16 protein-coding genes and 1 other annotated feature are annotated in these 14,535 nt (G+C 54.7%); of the genes, 6 read left to right on the top strand and 10 right to left on the bottom strand.

Annotated features, from left to right (window positions below; genetic code table 11):
- The first annotated feature begins 179 nt into the window (after positions 1 to 179).
- The gene (gene ugd, locus EXW94_RS07215) at positions 180 to 1,346 is read left to right on the top strand and encodes a UDP-glucose 6-dehydrogenase (protein ID WP_126816532.1); all 1,167 of its coding nucleotides are present in this window, start codon (positions 180 to 182) and stop codon (positions 1,344 to 1,346) included.
- 53 nt (positions 1,347 to 1,399) lie between these two features.
- On the opposite strand, the gene EXW94_RS07210 is transcribed toward ugd, so the two are convergent.
- A complete protein-coding gene (locus tag EXW94_RS07210; RefSeq protein WP_174339790.1) occupies positions 1,400 to 2,404 on the bottom strand; it encodes an NAD-dependent epimerase in 1,005 nt (334 codons plus the stop codon).
- A gap of 191 nt (positions 2,405 to 2,595) precedes the next feature.
- Between EXW94_RS07210 and wzzB the strand changes: the two genes are divergently transcribed.
- Positions 2,596 to 3,576, top strand: a complete 981-nt coding sequence (wzzB, locus tag EXW94_RS07205; protein WP_174339789.1) for an LPS O-antigen chain length determinant protein WzzB — start codon at positions 2,596 to 2,598, stop codon at positions 3,574 to 3,576.
- 39 nt (positions 3,577 to 3,615) lie between these two features.
- Here the strand turns inward: wzzB and hisIE are convergent, their stop codons facing one another.
- From hisIE to hisL, 9 genes are all read right to left on the bottom strand, one after another.
- Positions 3,616 to 4,227, bottom strand: coding sequence for a bifunctional phosphoribosyl-AMP cyclohydrolase/phosphoribosyl-ATP diphosphatase HisIE (gene hisIE / locus EXW94_RS07200; RefSeq protein ID WP_108418173.1), 612 nt, complete (start codon positions 4,225 to 4,227; stop codon positions 3,616 to 3,618).
- Positions 4,221 to 4,997 carry an imidazole glycerol phosphate synthase subunit HisF gene (gene hisF, locus EXW94_RS07195; protein ID WP_042716022.1) on the bottom strand — a complete coding sequence of 259 codons (777 nt, stop codon included), beginning with the start codon at positions 4,995 to 4,997 and terminating at the stop codon, positions 4,221 to 4,223. The genes hisIE and hisF overlap by 7 nt, the downstream gene beginning before the upstream one ends.
- Complete coding sequence (gene hisA / locus EXW94_RS07190) at positions 4,979 to 5,716, bottom strand: 1-(5-phosphoribosyl)-5-[(5-phosphoribosylamino)methylideneamino]imidazole-4-carboxamide isomerase (RefSeq protein WP_089600476.1); 738 nt, start codon at positions 5,714 to 5,716, stop codon at positions 4,979 to 4,981. Before hisA ends, hisF begins: the two co-directional genes overlap by 19 nt.
- On the bottom strand, positions 5,716 to 6,306 hold the full coding sequence (gene hisH / locus EXW94_RS07185) for an imidazole glycerol phosphate synthase subunit HisH (RefSeq protein ID WP_042716025.1): 591 nt from the start codon (positions 6,304 to 6,306) through the stop codon (positions 5,716 to 5,718). Before hisH ends, hisA begins: the two co-directional genes overlap by 1 nt.
- Positions 6,306 to 7,373, bottom strand: a complete 1,068-nt coding sequence (hisB, locus tag EXW94_RS07180) for a bifunctional histidinol-phosphatase/imidazoleglycerol-phosphate dehydratase HisB (RefSeq protein ID WP_174339788.1) — start codon at positions 7,371 to 7,373, stop codon at positions 6,306 to 6,308. The genes hisH and hisB overlap by 1 nt, the downstream gene beginning before the upstream one ends.
- A complete protein-coding gene (gene hisC / locus EXW94_RS07175; protein ID WP_174339787.1) occupies positions 7,370 to 8,431 on the bottom strand; it encodes a histidinol-phosphate transaminase in 1,062 nt (353 codons plus the stop codon). The genes hisB and hisC overlap by 4 nt, the downstream gene beginning before the upstream one ends.
- Entirely contained in the window at positions 8,428 to 9,732 is a 1,305-nt protein-coding gene (hisD, locus tag EXW94_RS07170) for a histidinol dehydrogenase (protein WP_174339786.1), read from the bottom strand. The genes hisC and hisD overlap by 4 nt, the downstream gene beginning before the upstream one ends.
- Before the next feature lie 5 nt (positions 9,733 to 9,737).
- The gene (hisG, locus tag EXW94_RS07165; protein WP_028018500.1) at positions 9,738 to 10,637 is read right to left on the bottom strand and encodes an ATP phosphoribosyltransferase; all 900 of its coding nucleotides are present in this window, start codon (positions 10,635 to 10,637) and stop codon (positions 9,738 to 9,740) included.
- A 45-nt stretch (positions 10,638 to 10,682) separates the two neighbouring features.
- Positions 10,683 to 10,806, bottom strand: a sequence feature (His leader region).
- Positions 10,782 to 10,832, bottom strand: a complete 51-nt coding sequence (gene hisL, locus EXW94_RS07160) for a his operon leader peptide (protein WP_099516347.1) — start codon at positions 10,830 to 10,832, stop codon at positions 10,782 to 10,784. Its footprint overlaps the feature before it by 25 nt.
- Before the next feature lie 173 nt (positions 10,833 to 11,005).
- On the opposite strand from hisL, the gene EXW94_RS07155 reads away from it, so the two are divergent.
- From EXW94_RS07155 to EXW94_RS07140, 4 genes are all read left to right on the top strand, one after another.
- A complete protein-coding gene (locus tag EXW94_RS07155; RefSeq protein WP_174339785.1) occupies positions 11,006 to 11,830 on the top strand; it encodes an SDR family oxidoreductase in 825 nt (274 codons plus the stop codon).
- 41 nt (positions 11,831 to 11,871) lie between these two features.
- Positions 11,872 to 12,801, top strand: a complete 930-nt coding sequence (locus EXW94_RS07150) for a LysR substrate-binding domain-containing protein (RefSeq protein WP_042716033.1) — start codon at positions 11,872 to 11,874, stop codon at positions 12,799 to 12,801.
- Between the two features lie 218 nt (positions 12,802 to 13,019).
- On the top strand, positions 13,020 to 13,082 hold the full coding sequence (yoeI, locus tag EXW94_RS07145; RefSeq protein ID WP_174339947.1) for a membrane protein YoeI: 63 nt from the start codon (positions 13,020 to 13,022) through the stop codon (positions 13,080 to 13,082).
- A complete protein-coding gene (locus tag EXW94_RS07140) occupies positions 13,072 to 14,430 on the top strand; it encodes an APC family permease (RefSeq protein ID WP_010432055.1) in 1,359 nt (452 codons plus the stop codon). Before yoeI ends, EXW94_RS07140 begins: the two co-directional genes overlap by 11 nt.
- Positions 14,431 to 14,535: the final 105 nt, after the last annotated feature.

The following is a 14,535-nucleotide window of genomic DNA, read 5'->3' as shown; positions in this document are numbered from 1 at the left end:
TTTTTATCCTGAAAATGGCGATTTTTTTCGAAGAAGTCTGAATGTCAGCCCACTCATAGGGATTACTCCTGGTTTGCCTTGACAGTTCTGTTGGCAAGGAGGTACAAAGCCCAACAGTCAGGTTCATCGCGATGGTCAGGCGGCCATCAATACAGTTAACTCACAGAAGTCATTAGCGAATGAAAATAACTATTTCCGGAACAGGCTATGTTGGTCTTTCAAACGGCATTCTAATTGCTCAGAATCATGAAGTGGTTGCACTGGACATCGTGCAGGCCAAAGTTGATATGCTCAACCAGAAGAAGTCCCCGATTGTTGATAAGGAAATACAGGATTATCTCTCAAATAAGTCGCTGAATTTCCGTGCCACGACGGACAAAGAAGACGCCTATCGCGACGCAGATTTCGTCATCATCGCCACACCAACGGATTACGACCCTAAAACTAACTACTTCAACACCTCAACCGTTGAAGCGGTGATCAAAGATGTTATCGCAATCAACCCAAAAGCGGTGATGATCATCAAATCGACCATTCCGGTAGGCTTCACCAAATCGATTAAAGAAGAGTTGGGTATTGATAATGTCTTCTTCTCGCCAGAGTTTCTGCGCGAGGGCAGGGCGTTATACGATAACCTGCACCCATCCCGTATCGTGATCGGTGAGCGCTCTGAGCGTGCGGAACGTTTTGCCGCACTGCTGCAGGAAGGCGCAATCAAGAAAGATATTCCGGTACTGTTCACTGACTCTACCGAAGCCGAGGCGATCAAGCTCTTCGCCAATACCTATCTGGCAATGCGCGTGGCCTACTTCAACGAGCTGGACAGCTATGCAGAGAGTCTGGGCCTGAACACCCGCCAGATCATCGAAGGCGTGTGCCTCGACCCGCGTATCGGTAACCATTACAACAACCCTTCGTTTGGCTACGGTGGTTACTGCCTGCCAAAAGATACCAAGCAACTGCTGGCAAACTATCAGGCGGTGCCAAACAACCTGATTTCCGCGATTGTGGATGCCAACCGCACGCGTAAGGACTTCATTTCTGACTCTATCCTTGCACGTCAGCCGAAAGTGGTGGGCGTCTATCGTCTGATCATGAAGAGCGGCTCTGATAACTTCCGCGCTTCTTCTATTCAGGGGATCATGAAGCGTATTAAGGCGAAAGGCGTGCAGGTCATTATCTATGAACCAGCGATGCAGGAAGACGAGTTCTTCCACTCCCGCGTGGTTCGCGATCTGGACGCTTTCAAGAAAGAAGCGGATGTGATTATCTCGAATCGTATGGCGGAAGAGCTGGCAGACGTGGCGGATAAGGTTTATACCCGCGATCTGTTTGGTAGCGACTAATCTCCCGTCTACCGCACATAAAAAACCCGGCTCATGCGCCGGGTTTTTTTGTATTAAACCTTATAGAAATTACGGTACCAGTCGACAAAGTTCTTCACTCCGTCTTTTACCGAGGTCTGCGGTTTAAAACCAATCACGTCATATAACGCCTTCGTATCGGCGCTGGTTTCCAGCACGTCACCGGGCTGGATGGGCATCATGTTTTTCTCTGCCACTTTACCTAACGCGTCTTCCAGCGCGGTAATATAATCCATCAGCTCGACAGGCGAGCTGTTGCCGATGTTGTAGACGCGATACGGTGCGGAGCTGGTCGCTGGCGATCCTGTCTCGACGGTCCAGTTCGCATCGGCCTGAGGGATCACATCCTGCAGGCGGATGATCGCTTCAGCGATATCATCGATGTAGGTGAAGTCACGCTTCATCTTGCCGTAATTGTAGACGTCAATACTCTTGCCTTCAATCATCGCTTTGGTGAACTTGAACAGCGCCATGTCCGGGCGTCCCCATGGACCGTACACCGTAAAGAAGCGAAGCCCGGTTGTCGGCAGGTTGTAGAGATGCGAGTAAGTGTGCGACATCAGCTCGTTGGCTTTTTTGGTCGCCGCATACAGTGAAACCGGGTGATCCACTGAGTCGTCAGTTGAGAACGGCATCTTACGGTTCAGGCCGTAAACGGAGCTGGAAGAGGCATACAGGAGGTGCTGAACCTTGTTATGGCGGCAACCTTCCAGCACGTTGAGATGGCCAACCAGGTTAGCATCTGCATAGGCGTGTGGGTTTTCCAGCGAGTAGCGTACGCCCGCTTGAGCGGCCAGATGGATCACACGGTCAAATTTTTCGTTGGCGAAAAGCGTGGCCATACCTTCACGGTCGGCTAAATCCAGCTTGTGGAAGGTGAAATTATCGGAGTTGAGCAGATCAAGACGTGCCATCTTTAGATTCGGATCATAATAGTCATTCAGATTATCAATACCGACGACCTGATGACCTGCGTCCAGTAGTCGCTTGCTGACATGTGAACCGATAAAGCCTGCTGCGCCCGTTACCAAAAATTTCATATCTTTCCTCGTTAACGCTTCGTTCTTGTTGATGCCTGAGGCATCAGAATTTGTCTATGATAGCGCGTAGCGCATAAGTTACATAACCCATCTTTCCGATATAACTCATCGAATTCCTATAGAAAAATCCGCAGCAACAGATAAACTACGTAAACATAATTTTTTTGCCCTTTTCATCTGTTAGGGATTGTATGACACAAAACAACAATAGCCTGGTCACGCGCAGTACTGACCCGGAGCAAATTGATTTACTTGATTTAGTGCTGCAACTTTGGCGCGGAAAGTGGGTAATAGGGGCGTTTGTCGCTGTTTTTATCGTATTAGCAGGCGTATACATCACGGTAGCAAAAGAGAAATGGACCTCATCTGCTATCATTGCCCAGCCTGATGCGGCTCAGATTGCCACTTATGCGAATGCGCTGAATATCCTCTACGGTGGCGCTGCCCCTTCAATGTTGGATATCCAGAATCGTGCGATTGGCCGCTTCAACTCTTCGTTTTCAGCTTTAGCTCAGGCGCTGGAAAACCAGGAGATTTCAGAGAAACTGACCATCGACACTACCGTTAAGGGTCAGGCATTACCATTAACCGTAACCTATCAGGGCGAATCTGCTGAAGCGGCTCAGAAGCAGCTTGCGCAGTACATCCAGCAGGTTGACGAGCAAACCGCAAAAGAGCTGACCCTTGACCTCCGAGACAACATCAAACAGCAGATCACCACTCTGAATGACTCCCTGGAAAACCAGGAGAAGGTCTCTCAGGAGCAAAAAGATCTGCGTATCAAACAGATCACCGAGGCGCTTAAAAACGCTGAAGCGGCAAAAATCACAACACCTCAGATTCAGCAAACTCAGGATGTAACCCAGGAAACGATGTTCCTGCTGGGAAGCGAAGCGCTGAAGTCAATGATTGATAACGAAGCGTCCCGTCCGCTGGTTTTTTCTGGCGCTTACTATCAGACCAAACAAAACTTGCTGGATATTCAGAACCTGAATGTGAACCCGGACACCATTCACGTTTACCGTTATGTGATGAAACCGAATTTACCTATCCGTCGCGATAGCCCCAAAAAAGCCATTACGCTGATTCTGGCTGTGCTGCTGGGTGGCGTAATCGGTTCAGGCTACGTCCTTGGCCGCAACGCGCTGCGTAACTACAAGCCAAAAGCCTGATTCGCAGACAAAAAAAGACCGGGCTTTCCCGGTCTTTTTTTATTTATGGCGCTTACGTAAGTTCTCAATCACCGCCGTTAAATCCAGCTCCTGATCCTGCAGCAGTACCAGCAGGTGGTACATCAAATCCGACGCCTCGTTAGTCAGCTCTTCCCGGTCCTGCACCGTCGCCGCCAGTGCCGTCTCGACGCCTTCTTCGCCCACTTTCTGCGCTATGCGCTTGGTTCCGCTGGCGTACAGCTTCGCGGTATACGAACTTTCAGGATCGGCCGTTTTACGTTCAGCCAGAAGCTGCTCAAGCTGGTAAAGGAACAGCCACTGGTGGCTCGCCTCACCAAAGCAGCTGCTGGTCCCTTTGTGGCACGTCGGGCCAATCGGATTTGCCAGCACCAGCAGGGTATCGTTATCGCAGTCAGGGGTAATGCTGACCACGTTCAGGAAATGACCGGAGGTTTCGCCTTTGGTCCACAGGCGTTGTTTGGTGCGCGAGAAAAAGGTGACCTTACCGCTGTCGAGCGTTTTTGCCAGCGCGTCCTGGTTCATATACCCCAGCATCAGCACTTCACCTGAAACAGCATGCTGTACAACTACCGGCAATAATCCATCAGTCTTTTCCCAGTCCAGCTGCGCCTGTTGTTGCTCTGTTAACATACCCTAATCTCCACGCCCTGGTCGGCCAGGTACGTTTTTAACTCACCAATATTGATAATCTGTTTATGGAACACGGACGCGGCCAGCGCGCCGTCCACGTTCGCATCGCGGAAGGCTTCAAGGAAGTGCGCCATGGTGCCGGCGCCGCCGGAGGCGATCAGCGGCACATGGCAAACGGCGCGCACTTTTTTCAACTGCTCAAGGTCGTAGCCGTTACGCACGCCGTCCTGGTTCATCATGTTCAGGACAATCTCGCCCGCGCCGCGCTTCTGCACTTCCTGCACCCAGTCCAGCGTCTCCCACTGGGTAACGCGGGTGCGGCTTTCGTCGCCCGTGTACTGGTTAACGTGGTACTTGCCGGTGGCATCGTCAAACCAGGTGTCGATACCGACCACAATACACTGCACGCCAAAGCGATCGGCCAGGCGGGTGATGAGTTCCGGATCGGCCAGCGCAGGGGAGTTGATGGAAATTTTGTCCGCGCCAAACGAGAGAATTTTGGCCGCGTCGTCAGCGGATTTGATTCCGCCCGCCACGCAGAACGGGATGTCGATCACTTCAGCCACGCGTGCGACCCAGCTTTTGTCGACCACGCGTCCATCGCTGGAGGCGGTGATATCATAAAATACCAGCTCATCGGCACCTTCATCGGCATAGCGTTTCGCCAGCGGAACGATGTCGCCAATGATCTCGTGGTTGCGGAACTGCACGCCTTTCACCACCTGGCCGTCACGTACGTCCAGGCAAGGGATTATCCGTTTTGCCAGCATTGAATCGCCTCCGTCACCGTAAATTTGCCTTCCAGTAAGGCCCGTCCCACAATCACGCCCTGCACACCGGTGCCGCGCAGCGCGGCGACGTCGCCAATATCACCGATACCGCCAGAAGACTGGAACGCCACCTGCGGATAACGCGCGCAGACCTCTTCGTATAATGAAACGTTAGAGCCGGCCAGCGTGCCATCGCGGGAGATATCCGTGCACAGCACGTGCTTCAGGCCGACGGGAAGATAAATATCGACCAGCTCTTCCAGCGTTACGCCGGAGTTTTCCTGCCAGCCGCTAACGGCAACCTGCTTGTTACCCTGTTCATCAATGCGAACGTCCAGCGCCAGCACCAGCGCATCGGCGCCGAAGCGGCGGAACCAGCCCTTCACCGTATCAGGATCTTTCACGGCGGTAGAACCGACCACCACGCGCGCCACGCCCGCGTCCAGCAGGGCGGCAACATCGTCTTCCGTGCGCACGCCACCGCCAACCTGCACGGGGACATCCACCCCAGCAACCAGCTTTTTGAGCAGAGGGATCTGGCGTTTCGCCGGATCTTTCGCGCCGGTCAGGTCGACCAGGTGCAGCACCTCAGCACCCTGCGCCGCGTAGTCCTGCAGGCGCGGCAGCGGGTCGTTACCGTAGTCGCGCTGCTGGCCGTAATCGCCCTGGTGGAGACGAACAACCGTGCCGTCAATTAAATCTAAAGCGGGAATAATCATCACATCTCCAGGAAGTTTTTCAGCAACTGTGCGCCCGCGGCACCAGAGCGTTCCGGGTGAAACTGCACGCCGTAAAAATTATCTTTCTGTACCGCTGCGGTAAACGCCTCGCCGTAGTTGCATTGGGCAATGGTGTTCGCGTTCACCGGCATGGCGTAGCTGTGCACGAAGTAAAAATACGCGCCGTCTTCGATGCCGCGAAACAGCCGGTCGCCCGCTTTTGCGTAAACGCGGTTCCAGCCCATGTGCGGCAGCGGTAATCCGTGGTCGGTCATTTTCGGCACGTCTTCGTCAATAATGCCCAGCAGGTCGACGCCGTTGCTCTCTTCGCTGCGGCGGCCCAGGATCTGCATACCCAGGCAAATGCCGAGCACAGGTTGGGTACAGGCTTTGATCAGATCGACCAGCTCGCGTTCGCGAATCTGATCCATAGCCGCCTGCGCAGTGCCCACGCCCGGTAAAAAGAGTTTGTCGGCGCGCAGCACCACGTCGGGGTCACGGCTCACCACCGGCTCGTAGCCGTGGCGGGAAATCGCCGACTTTACGGAGTTCAGGTTGGCGCATCCGGTATCCAGAATCACCACGTTCATTACAACACTCCTTTCGACGAGGGAAGGGCGTCACCTTCAACACGGATCGCCTGGCGCAGCGTACGGCCAAAGGCTTTAAACAGGCTCTCCACGCGGTGGTGATCGTTCTTGCCTTTGGTTTTCAGGTGCAGCGTCAGGCCCATAGTGTAGGTGAGCGAACGGAAGAAGTGCTCCACCATTTCGGTGCTGAGATCGCCCACGCGCTGGTAGGTGAAATCGGCTTTATATTCCAGGTGCGGGCGACCCGAGATGTCCATGGCGCAGCGTGCCAGGCACTCGTCCATCGGCAGGACGAAGCCGAAACGGTTGATGCCGCGTTTGTCACCGAGCGCCAGCTTCAGGGCTTCGCCCAGCGCCAGGCCGGTGTCTTCCACGGTGTGGTGATCGTCAATGTAAAGATCGCCTTTTACCGTAATCTCCATGCGGAAACCGCCGTGGGTCGCAATCTGGTCCAGCATGTGGTCAAAGAATCCGACGCCGGTGTGGATCTTGCTGCCGCCTTCACGGTCCAGCCAGACCTTCACATCAATCTGCGTCTCTTTGGTGTTGCGCTCAACGTGTGAATAACGGTCGCGTTTGATCAGTTGTTCGCCAATCTTCGCCCAGTTGAGATCGCTGCTGCTGTAACGCAGGCCCGCGATGCCCATGTTTTCGGCGAGGGTGATGTCGGTGGCGCGATCGCCAATCACATAGCTGTTGGCTTTATCTAGCGCTTCTTCCGCCAGATAACGCTCAACCAGCTTCACTTTCGGTTTACGGCAGTCGCACTCGTCGGCTGGCAGGTGAGGGCAAATCAGCACCTCATCAAACGTCACGCCCTGCGAGGTGAGGATCTGCATCATCAGGTTGTGCGGGCCGTCGAAGTCGGCCTGCGGGAAGCTGTCCGTACCCAGCCCGTCCTGATTGGTGATCATCACCAGCTTAAAGCCAGCCTTCTGCAGTTTGAGCAGAACCGGGATTACGTCGGGTTCAAAAGCCAGCTTGTCGAAACGATCGACCTGAAAATCGGTAGGTGGCTCCGAAATGAGGGTGCCGTCACGATCGATAAAGAGATACTTCTGACTCATACTTTCTCCGCTTTCAGGGCGTCAATCACGCGCTGGCTCTCTGCACGGGTGCCGACGGTAATACGCAGGCAGCCGCTTAAGGATGGTTGTTTATTTTGGTCTCGTAAGATAATGCCTTGATCCCATAAAGATTTAAATACGGAGCTTGAAGCAGTAAAGCGCACCAGAATGTAGTTGGTTTCAGAGTCAAACACCTGCTCTACGCAGGGGATCGCTTTCAGGGCCGTCACCAGGTACTGACGCTCTTCCAGAATTTGCGCCACGCGTTCACGCATGGCGTTGATACCCTGCGGAGCCAGCGCCTGTGCGGCAATGTCGGCAACCGGCGTGGAGAGCGGGTAAGGCGCAATAACTTTCAGCAGCAGGTCGATGACCTCTTTATTGGCCAGCGTAAAGCCGCAGCGCAGGCCCGCGAGGGCGAAAGCCTTCGACAGCGTACGCAGCACCACCAGGTGCGGGTACTCTTCAATCCAGCCAGCCAGCGTCGCCTGCGGGCAGAATTCAATATAGGCTTCATCCGCCACCACCAGCGCCTTGCCGCGGGTCATTTCCAGCAGGGTACGAATATCCTGCGGGTTGATAATCTGGCCGGTCGGGTTATTTGGGCTGCAGACGAAGACGACCTTCACGCCGTCGAGATTGTCGGCGATACCCTGCAGATCGAGCTGCCAGTCTTCCAGGGACAGCACGTTGCGGCACGCCACGCCGAAGGTTTCCGCGCTGACGCTGTACATGCCGTAAGTAGGCTGACAGTACATCACCGCATCTTTACCGGGCTCGCAGAACGCGCGGATCAGCAGTTCGATACCTTCATCCGCGCCGCGGCTGACCAGCACCTGCTCCGGCTTCACGCCCGCGTATTGGGCGTAGTTATCGATAACCGCTTTCGGCTGGCACTCCGGGTAGCGGTTCAGCGTTTGCTGCGACAGCTCGAACTGCACCGCCGTCGGGAATTCGTTGGCGTTCAGCCAGACATCGCCGTTACCGCCCAGGCGACGGGCAGACTGATACGGAGTCAGTCGTCGGACATTTTCGCGGGCTAATTCTTCAATGTTCATGCTTGCTCCTTCAGGGCGGCAACGCGCAGGGTCACGGCGTTTTTGTGGGCGGTCAGGCGCTCGGCGTCGGCCAGGGTTTCAATGGTGGAAGCCAGTGATGCAAACCCCTCGCGGGAGAGTTCCTGCACGGTCATCCGTTTCTGGAAATCCGCCAGGCCCAGGCTTGAGCAGGTGGAGGTGTAACCATATGTCGGCAGCACGTGGTTGGTGCCGGAGGCGTAATCGCCCGCGGACTCTGGTGACCAGTCTCCGAGGAACACCGAGCCCGCGCTGGTGATGCTGTCGACCAGATCGCGCGCGCTGCGGGTCTGAATGATCAGGTGCTCGGGACCGTACTGATTAGAGATGGCAATACACTGGCCGAGATCGCGCGCCACAATCAGGCGGCTGGCGGACAACGCCTGGCGTGCGGTTTCGGCACGCGGCAGGTCCGCAAGCTGGCGCTCAACGGCTTCGCCTACGCGTTTCGCCATATCGGCATCCGGCGTCAGCAGGATGACCTGCGAGTCAGGGCCGTGTTCCGCCTGAGATAACAGGTCGGAGGCCACGAAATCCGGCGTCGCGCCGCTGTCTGCGATCACCAGCACTTCAGACGGACCGGCTGGCATGTCAATTGCCGCGCCGTCCAGACGCTGGCTGACCTGGCGCTTGGCTTCGGTCACGTACGCATTGCCCGGGCCAAAAATCTTGTCAACCTTCGGGATGGACTCTGTGCCAAAGGCCAGCGCGGAAATTGCCTGCGCACCGCCCACGTTAAACACTTCCTGCACGCCGCACAGTTTCGCGGCGTAAAGGATCTCGTCGGCAATCGGCGGTGGCGAGCAGAGCACCACTTTCTGACACCCGGCGATACGCGCAGGGGTAGCCAGCATGAGTACGGTGGAAAACAGTGGGGCAGAGCCGCCAGGGATATAAAGGCCGACCGACGCAACCGGGCGCGTCACCTGCTGGCAGCGCACGCCTGGCAGGGTTTCCACATCAACGGTCTGTAATTTCTGCGCGGTGTGGAAGGTATCAATGTTTTTCACCGCGACGGCCATCGCCTGTTTGATCTCGTCACCAAGACGGCTTTCCGCTGCCGCGATTTCCTCTTCGGTGACCCTTAACGCGCCAACCTCGGTTTTATCAAACTTCGCGCTGTATTCACGCAGCGCGTCGTCGCCACGGGTTTTGACGTTGTTGAGGATCTCGGCCACGGTACGGGTAATGCTTTCCGACGCGGAAATCGCCGGACGCATCAGCAGTTCGCGCTGTTGTGCGTCGCTACAGTTATTCCAGTCGATGATTGTGTTAAAGCTCATGGCCATTACTCCATCATCTTCTCAATTGGCAGCACCAGAATAGAGCTTGCGCCCAGTGCCTTCAGCTTTTCCATGGTTTCCCAGAACAGGGTTTCGCTGCTCACCATGTGCATCGCCACGCGCTGCTGATCGCCTGCCAGCGGCAGAATGGTTGGACGCTCAGCACCTGGCAGCAGGGCAATCACTTCGTCCAGGCGCTCGGTCGGCGCGTGCATCATGATGTATTTGGATTCACGCGCCTGAATCACGCCCTGAATACGGGTCAGCAGTTTGTCGATGAGCTGCTGCTTGGCATCGGCCATGTCGCCGTCGCGCTGAATCAGGCAGGCTTTGGAGCGGTAAATAACCTCCACTTCGCGCAGACCGTTCGCTTCCAGCGTCGCGCCGGTAGAGACCAGGTCACAAATGGCGTCAGCCAGACCCGCACGGGGTGCCACTTCAACAGAGCCGTTCAGCAGGCAGGATTTAAACTGCACGCCTTTCTGGTCGAGGTAACGCTTTAACAGGTGAGGGTAAGAGGTGGCGATACGCTTGCCGTTCAGCGCAGCCGGGCCGTCCCACGCTTCATCGACCGGCGTAGCCAGCGACAGGCGGCAGCCGCCGAAGTCCAGACGACGCAGGGTGAAGTAACGCGGGTCTTCGCCCTGCGCGCGGCGGGTCAGCAGCTCTTCTTCCAGCACGTTTTCGCCAATGATGCCGAGATCAACGACGCCATCCATCACCAGGCCAGGAATATCGTCATCACGCACGCGCAGAATATCGATAGGCATATTTTCAGCCAGGGCAATCAGGCGCTGGGTGTGCAGGTTGATTTTAATCCCGCAGCGGGCCAGCAGTTCGCGTGAATCGTCACTCAAACGGCCTGATTTTTGAATAGCTATGCGTAAACGTGAGTTATCTAACATTCTTTATTCCTCGTTAACCTGTTTTAACCTGTCTGAATGCGGTCCAAAAAAAAGCCCCCGGAAGATGATCTTCCGGGGGCTTTCTCTTGCGTTCGCGCACCACTGGAAGATCCAAACGTCTTCCAGCACACATCGCCTGAAAGACTAGTCAGGATGATGGTGGTGATGGTGGTTTTTAAATGGAACGCGTGTCATATAAATTCTCGTTGAATGCTTATGCATCTGATGTCTTTTAACCTAAACCACTTGCCCGGCAGATTGCAAGGGCTTTTTGTGATCATTAATTCATTTCATATTGATGCTATGAATTGTGTGTTCTGCCGGGCTGGCGTAGCCTTAATACAAGCATGTGTAAGCGGAGAGTTTTCATGAAAAAGGTCGCAATTGTCGGTTTAGGGTGGTTAGGAATGCCGCTGGCGATGTCATTAGCCGCGAAAGGCTGGCAAGTGACCGGGAGCAAAACCACGTCGGATGGGGTAGAAGCCGCACGCATGTGTGGCATCGAGGGCGTTGAGCTGCGCCTTGAGCCCGAACTGGTTTGTGATGCTGACGATCTGGATGCGCTGATGGATGTCGATGCGCTGATTATTACCTTACCCGCCCGTCGCAGCGGGCCGGGAGAGTCTTTTTATCTCCAGGCGATGCAGGAGATTGTCGACAGCGCGCTGGCGCATCACATCCCGCGCATCATTTTCACCAGTTCCACCTCAGTCTACGGTGACGTTGAGGGGACGGTGAAGGAAAACAGTGAACGTCAACCGGTAACCGCGAGTGGTCGCGTGCTGAAAGAGCTGGAGGACTGGCTGCATAACCTGCCGGGCACTCAGGTCGATATCCTGCGTCTGGCCGGGCTGGTGGGGCCGGGCCGCCATCCAGGACGGTTCTTTGCCGGAAAATCGGCTCCGGATGGACAACATGGCGTCAATCTCGTCCATCTTGAGGATGTTATTGGGGCAATTGAGTTGCTATTACAGGCTCCGAAGGGTGGGCACATCTATAATATATGTGCACCCTCTCATCCATCGAGAAGTACCTTCTACCCGCTGATGGCTCGTCAATTGGGTCTGGCTCCGCCAGTCTTTGGCGATGCGAAAGGGGAAGGGAAAGGCAAAATTGTTGATGGCAATCGAATTTGTCATGAACTGGGATTTGAGTATCAGTATCCCGATCCGCTGGTGATGCCCATGGAATAATGCCATCAGCGGAGACGATCGCACACCGTAAGGGGGCGAAGATGAAACCGCTGCTGGATGTTCTTATTATTCTGGATGCACTGGAAAAAGAGGGAAGCTTCGCCGCGGCGTCAGCGAAGCTTTATAAAACGCCTTCGGCGCTCAGCTATACCGTGCATAAACTTGAAAGCGATCTGAACATTGAGCTGCTGGATCGCTCCGGGCATCGCGCGCGTTTTACGCGAACCGGACAGATGCTGCTGGAAAAGGGGCGTGACGTTCTCCATACGGTTCGCGAACTGGAAAAACAGGCCATCAAACTTCATCAGGGCTGGGAAAACGAACTGGTGATCGGCGTGGATGATACCTTTCCCTTTTCTCTCCTGACGCCGCTGATCGAAGCGTTCTATCAGCGCCACAGCGTGACCCGGTTAATCTTCATTAATGGTGTGCTGGGCGGCTCCTGGGATGCCCTGACGCGGGGCAGGGCGGATATCATCGTTGGGGCACTGCATGAGCCCCCCCAGTTGAGCGATTTTGGCTTTGCGCGACTGGGTATACTGGAGCAAATTTTTGCCGTCGCGCCCCATCATCCGCTGGCGAATGAACCGGAGCCCATTAACCGCCGTATTATTAAAAACTACCGTGCCATTGTGGTGGGCGACAGCTCCCGGCCTGAATGTGGCGTCTCTTCGCAGCTGCTTGATGAGCAAGAGGCGATTACCGTGTTTGATTTTAAAACCAAGCTGGAACTGCAAATAAGCGGTCTGGGATGCGGCTATTTGCCGCGCTATCTGGCGCAGCGCTTTATTGATAGCGGTGCGCTTGTTGAAAAACAGGTACTTGCTCAAAGCAGCAACGAATCGGTTTGGGTGGGCTGGAATGAACAAACTGCCGGGCTTGCCAGCGCATGGTGGCGGGACGAAATTTTAGCAAATAGTGCTATCGCTGCAGTTTACTCTCAGGGCAGTGTCGAGAAATCAGCCAGTTAGAAAAAAGAAAATTGCCCGGTGCGTTGCAAACTATTGCCTTTTGTATCTGATGTGGGGCAAAATGCCGCCGCTGCAAACAAATGAATAATCGACGATATAAAAGGCGTCGGTTATTTTTTTTGCATGTACGAAACGAAACTAAAAACCAAGAGGCCGGGCTTCGTACCGGATAGATATTTACTAAAATCCGACAGTTGTTGTCGCTGAGGAAGAAAGAAATGGGGCAATTTTTCGCTTACGTGGCGGTTATTACCGTAAAGGAGAATAACAATGTCGCATAACGCAACTCCAAACACCTCTCGCGTGGAATTACGTAAAACGCTTACGTTGATTCCGGTTGTTATGATGGGCCTTGCCTATATGCAACCGATGACGCTGTTCGATACATTCGGTATCGTATCAGGCCTTACTGACGGTCACGTTGCAACGGCGTACGCCTTTGCGCTGGTCGCCATTCTCTTTACAGCGCTGAGCTACGGAAAACTGGTTCGCCGTTTCCCGTCTGCAGGCTCTGCCTACACCTATGCTCAGAAATCCATTAGCCCGGCGGTTGGCTTTATGGTGGGCTGGTCATCTCTGCTGGACTACCTGTTCATGCCGATGATCAACATTCTGCTGGCAAAAATTTACTTCGAAGCGCTGGTACCTTCCGTACCGTCGTGGATCTTCGTGGTGGCGCTCGTGGCCTTTATGACCATCTCTAACCTGCGCAGCATCAAGACCGTGGCTAACTTCAACACCCTGATTGTTATTCTGCAGATGGGTATCGTTGCGGTTATCGTGGGGTTGATCATTTACGGCGTGTCCCACGGTGAAGGCGCAGGTACGCTGGCCAGCACCCGTCCGTTCTGGTCTGAAGGCGCGCACGTTGTGCCGATGATCACCGGTGCGACCATCCTGTGCTTCTCGTTCCTGGGCTTCGACGGTATCTCTTCTCTGTCTGAAGAGACCAAAGACGCCGAGCGCGTGATCCCGAGAGCGATTTTCCTGACCGCGCTGATTGGCGGTATGATCTTTATCGGTGCTTCCTACTTCCTGCAGCTGTACTTCCCGGACATCTCTCGCTTTAAAGAGCCGGACGCATCACAGCCTGAAATCATGCTGTATGTTGCAGGGAAAACCTTCCAGTGGGGCGTGCTGATCTTCTCCAGCGTAACCGTACTGGCATCCGGTATGGCGGCACACGCAGGTGTTTCTCGCCTGATGTACGTAATGGGTCGTGACGGTGTGTTCCCAACCCGTTTCTTCGGCTACGTCCATCCGAAATGGCGTACCCCGGCGTGGAACGTACTGCTGGTTGGCGCAATCGCACTGATGGCCATTAAGTTTGACCTGGTGACGGCAACCGCGCTGATTAACTTTGGTGCGCTGGTGGCGTTTACCTTTGTTAACCTCTCGGTGATCTCTCAGTTCTGGATCCGCGAAAAGCGTAATAAAACGCTGAAAGACCACTTCAACTATCTGGTGCTGCCAATGTGTGGCGCGCTGACGGTGGGTGCGCTGTGGATTAACCTGGAAGAGAGCTCTATGGTTCTGGGTCTGATCTGGGGTGCTATCGGTCTGATCTATCTGGCTTGCGTAACCAAAAGCTTCCGTAACCCGGTACCTCAGTACGAAGACGTTGCGTAACATAATGTCGGGTGTCCGACCTGTACACCCGTAGGCCCGTGTAAGCGTAGCGCCAGCGGGCAAAAAAAAAGCCGGAGACATCGCCTCCGGCTTTTTTGTACCCGT

The sequence above is a fragment of the Enterobacter sp. JMULE2 genome (genome assembly GCF_013337145.1).
Taxonomy (GTDB): Bacteria; Pseudomonadota; Gammaproteobacteria; order Enterobacterales; family Enterobacteriaceae; genus Enterobacter; species Enterobacter mori.
Note: the sequence above shows the minus strand (reverse complement) of the source record. Positions and strands in the feature narration are given on the sequence as shown.

Bases quoted from the DNA above. Each gene is read 5' to 3' on its own strand.
- EXW94_RS07150 (WP_042716033.1), top strand. From the start codon at position 11,872: ATGAAACCGCTGCTGGATGTTCTTATTATTCTGGATGCACTGGAAAAA.
- ugd (WP_126816532.1), top strand. From the start codon at position 180: ATGAAAATAACTATTTCCGGAACAGGCTATGTTGGTCTTTCAAACGGC.
- EXW94_RS07210 (WP_174339790.1), bottom strand. From the start codon at position 2,404: ATGAAATTTTTGGTAACGGGCGCAGCAGGCTTTATCGGTTCACATGTC.
- hisB (WP_174339788.1), bottom strand. From the start codon at position 7,373: ATGAGTCAGAAGTATCTCTTTATCGATCGTGACGGCACCCTCATTTCG.
- hisG (WP_028018500.1), bottom strand. From the start codon at position 10,637: ATGTTAGATAACTCACGTTTACGCATAGCTATTCAAAAATCAGGCCGT.
- hisIE (WP_108418173.1), bottom strand. From the start codon at position 4,227: ATGTTAACAGAGCAACAACAGGCGCAGCTGGACTGGGAAAAGACTGAT.
- wzzB (WP_174339789.1), top strand. From the start codon at position 2,596: ATGACACAAAACAACAATAGCCTGGTCACGCGCAGTACTGACCCGGAG.
- hisC (WP_174339787.1), bottom strand. From the start codon at position 8,431: ATGAACATTGAAGAATTAGCCCGCGAAAATGTCCGACGACTGACTCCG.
- hisD (WP_174339786.1), bottom strand. From the start codon at position 9,732: ATGAGCTTTAACACAATCATCGACTGGAATAACTGTAGCGACGCACAA.
- hisA (WP_089600476.1), bottom strand. From the start codon at position 5,716: ATGATTATTCCCGCTTTAGATTTAATTGACGGCACGGTTGTTCGTCTC.
- EXW94_RS07140 (WP_010432055.1), top strand. From the start codon at position 13,072: ATGTCGCATAACGCAACTCCAAACACCTCTCGCGTGGAATTACGTAAA.
- EXW94_RS07155 (WP_174339785.1), top strand. From the start codon at position 11,006: ATGAAAAAGGTCGCAATTGTCGGTTTAGGGTGGTTAGGAATGCCGCTG.
- hisH (WP_042716025.1), bottom strand. From the start codon at position 6,306: ATGAACGTGGTGATTCTGGATACCGGATGCGCCAACCTGAACTCCGTA.
- hisF (WP_042716022.1), bottom strand. From the start codon at position 4,997: ATGCTGGCAAAACGGATAATCCCTTGCCTGGACGTACGTGACGGCCAG.